Source organism: Mesorhizobium sp. M1E.F.Ca.ET.041.01.1.1 (assembly GCF_003997355.1).
Taxonomy (GTDB): domain Bacteria; phylum Pseudomonadota; class Alphaproteobacteria; order Rhizobiales; family Rhizobiaceae; genus Mesorhizobium.
On the sequence record NZ_RZSL01000710.1, the window covers coordinates 1 to 2686 of the forward strand.

Annotated in this window: 4 protein-coding genes; 2 read left to right on the forward strand and 2 right to left on the reverse strand. The window is 63.0% G+C overall.

The window, feature by feature from the left end:
- The coding region (gene ilvA / locus EOA38_RS32960; protein ID WP_127301199.1) for a threonine ammonia-lyase IlvA at positions 1-1095 on the forward strand (1095 nt) is incomplete at its 5' end.
- Entirely contained in the window at positions 1092-1664 is a 573-nt protein-coding gene (locus EOA38_RS32965) for a DUF1697 domain-containing protein (RefSeq protein ID WP_189435083.1), read from the forward strand. The genes ilvA and EOA38_RS32965, both read left to right, overlap by 4 nt.
- A 12-nt stretch (positions 1665-1676) precedes the next feature.
- Here the strand turns inward: EOA38_RS32965 and EOA38_RS32970 are convergent, their stop codons facing one another.
- Together EOA38_RS32970 and gloA are read right to left on the reverse strand one after the other, a co-directional pair.
- The gene (locus EOA38_RS32970) at positions 1677-1964 is read right to left on the reverse strand and encodes a DUF2218 domain-containing protein (protein WP_127301200.1); all 288 of its coding nucleotides are present in this window, start codon (positions 1962-1964) and stop codon (positions 1677-1679) included.
- A 128-nt stretch (positions 1965-2092) separates the two neighbouring features.
- Positions 2093-2533, reverse strand: coding sequence for a lactoylglutathione lyase (gene gloA / locus EOA38_RS32975; protein ID WP_245464960.1), 441 nt, complete (start codon positions 2531-2533; stop codon positions 2093-2095).
- Positions 2534-2686 lie beyond the last annotated feature (153 nt).

A 2686-nucleotide genomic window follows, 5' to 3' on the forward strand; every position in this document is an offset into this window, starting at 1 on the left:
GGCGCCTTCAATTTCTTCCGCAAGGCGCTTGCCGCCGGCAACAACGCGGAACTGTTCGTCTGCGCCTCAGCCGGCAACCATGCACAGGGTTTTGCCTTCGTCTGCCGGCATTTCGGCAAAAAGGGCGTCGTGTTCATGCCGGTGACGACGCCGCAGCAGAAGATCGACAAGACGCGGCTGTTCGGCGGCGATTTCGTCGAGATCAAGCTGGTCGGCGATTTCTTCGACGATTGTTATCGCGCCGCCTTCGAATTCACCGAGACCGCCGGCGCGCATATGGTGCCGCCCTTCGACCACAAGGACATCATCGAGGGCCAGGCGACGGTCGCCTATGAGATCGCCGCCCAGATGCCCGGCGGGCGCATGCCCGAAATCGTCATGCTGCCGGTCGGCGGCGGCGGACTGGCCGCCGGTGTCACCCACTATTTCGCCGACCGGCATCGCGACACGCGCTTCGTGTTCTGCGAGCCGGCGGGCGCGCCGAGCCTCAGCGAGAGCCTTGCCAGCGGCAAGCGGGTCAAGCTCGCCAAGGTCGACAATTTCGTCGACGGCGCCGCGGTGGCGGAGATCGGCCGCGAGCCGCTGCGCCACCTCAAGGACTTCACTGCCGACGCCGTGCGCCTCGTCCCGGAGAACCGGCTCTGCGCGACGATGATCGAGATGCTCAATGTCGAGGGCGTGGTACTGGAGCCGGCCGGCGCATTGGCGATCGACGCGCTCAAGGATTTTTCGCGCAAGGAGATCAGGGGCAAGACGATCGTCGCGGTGGTCTCCGGCGGCAATTTCGACTTCGAGCGGCTGCCGGACGTCAAGGAGCGGGCGCTGCGCTTCGAGGGACTGAAGAAGTATTTCGTCATCCGCTTTCCGCAGCGGCCCGGCGCACTGCGCGATTTCCTCGAGTTGCTGGGTCCCGACGACGACATCGCCCGCTTCGAGTATCTGAAGAAGTCGGCGCGCAATTTCGGCTCGGTGCTGATCGGCATCGAGACCAAGGACCGGCGTAATTTCGATCTGCTGAAGGCCAATTTCGACGCCGAGGGCGTGCAGTATCAGGACATCACCGACAACGAGACGCTGGCGGGGTTCATCATATGAGCGGGCCAAAAATAACCGATAAAGGGGCGATTTTCGTGGCGCTGTTTTCCGGCATCAACGTCGGCGGCAACCGCATCGTCAAGATGGCGGAACTGAAGTCGTTCTTCGAAGATCTCGGCTTCACCGGCGTCGCGACCTACGTGCAAAGCGGCAACGTCGTGTTCCGCGCGAAAAACGGCGATGCGGCAGCGCTGACCAAAGAACTCGAAGCCGCCTTCGAGAAGAAATGGGGGTTCAATTCCCGCATCATGGTCCGTGATGCCGGATGGTTCGAGCGACTGGTGAAGGACAATCCCTATCCGGAAGTTGCCGGCGAGCCGACCAAGCTGCACGCCTACGTACTGGAACGCGAGCCGACCGCGGAAGAGGCCAAACGGCTGGCGGACAAATGCACCGGCCCGGAGCGCTTCGAGATCAAGAGCGACGTGCTTTACCTGCACGCGCCGGATGGGGTCGGCAAATCCGTCTTCGCCAATCTCATCCCGCGCACATTGAAGGTGCCCGGCACGGCGCGCAACTGGCGCAGCGTGCTTGCCTTGCTCGACATGGCCGGCAAGGCCGGCGGCTGAAGCCGAATATGCTCAGGCGGCCTTTTGCCAGTCGAAGGTCAGTTCCTCGCGGAAGGCGAAGCGCTTGATGTGGTCGGCGACGACGGTTTCCAGCCGCTCGAGCGCGGCAACGTCATCAGCGGCGACCGCAATATGAAGGGACTTGTCGTCGGCATCCATCACGGTGCGGCCGAGCGAGAGCTGGATGGCGCCATGGTGCGGGTCGAATTCGACCGGGAACTTGTGCGACCAGTGCTTGCAGAGCTGCTGCAGGTAACGGCTGGCGTGCTCGGTGGCGACATCGGCGCGGCTGGTCGGCATGGAATTCTCCTGGTGGATCAAGAAAAACGCCGGCCTGGAAGGCCGGCGCCACAAGCGGATAGATAGGCACCGCCCGGCGAAACGCCATAGGCAGGCCTGCCGGCATGCTCCTGGGCGTGTGCTGACGCCTACCAGCTTCCCGTGTTCGTCATCGAGGCCCACGGCTCGGCCTTGGCCTTTGCCGGGCCTTTCTGCAGCAGCTCGATCGAAATGCCATCCGGCGAGCGGATGAAGGCCATGTTGCCGTCGCGCGGCGGCCGGTTGATGGTCACGCCATTGTCCATCAGCTTCTGGCAGGTGGCGTAGATGTCGTCGACCTCATAGGCGAGGTGGCCGAAATTGCGGCCGCCTTTGTATTCTTCGGGATCCCAATTGTAGGTCAGCTCGACCAGCGGCGCCTTCTCGGCGATGCCGCTCTGCTCGTCCTCGGACGCGGCGAGGAAGATCAGCGTATAGCGTCCCTGCTCGTTCTCGTAGCGGCGCACTTCCTTGAGGCCGAGCTTGTTGCAGTAGAAATCGAGGGATTGATCGATGTCGGCGATGCGGACCATTGTGTGGAGATAGCGCATATCGGTTTCCTCGCGGGTTGCGTTGCGGCGCACCATAGGAGCCGCTCCGCCAAAGGGCAATCGTCCGACAAAACGGGTGGGAGGGCCGTTTTTCAGGCCGGCCATTTGCCTGTCCCGAAGCGCCGGCAAACGAGAATTGCGGCTTTCCCGTGC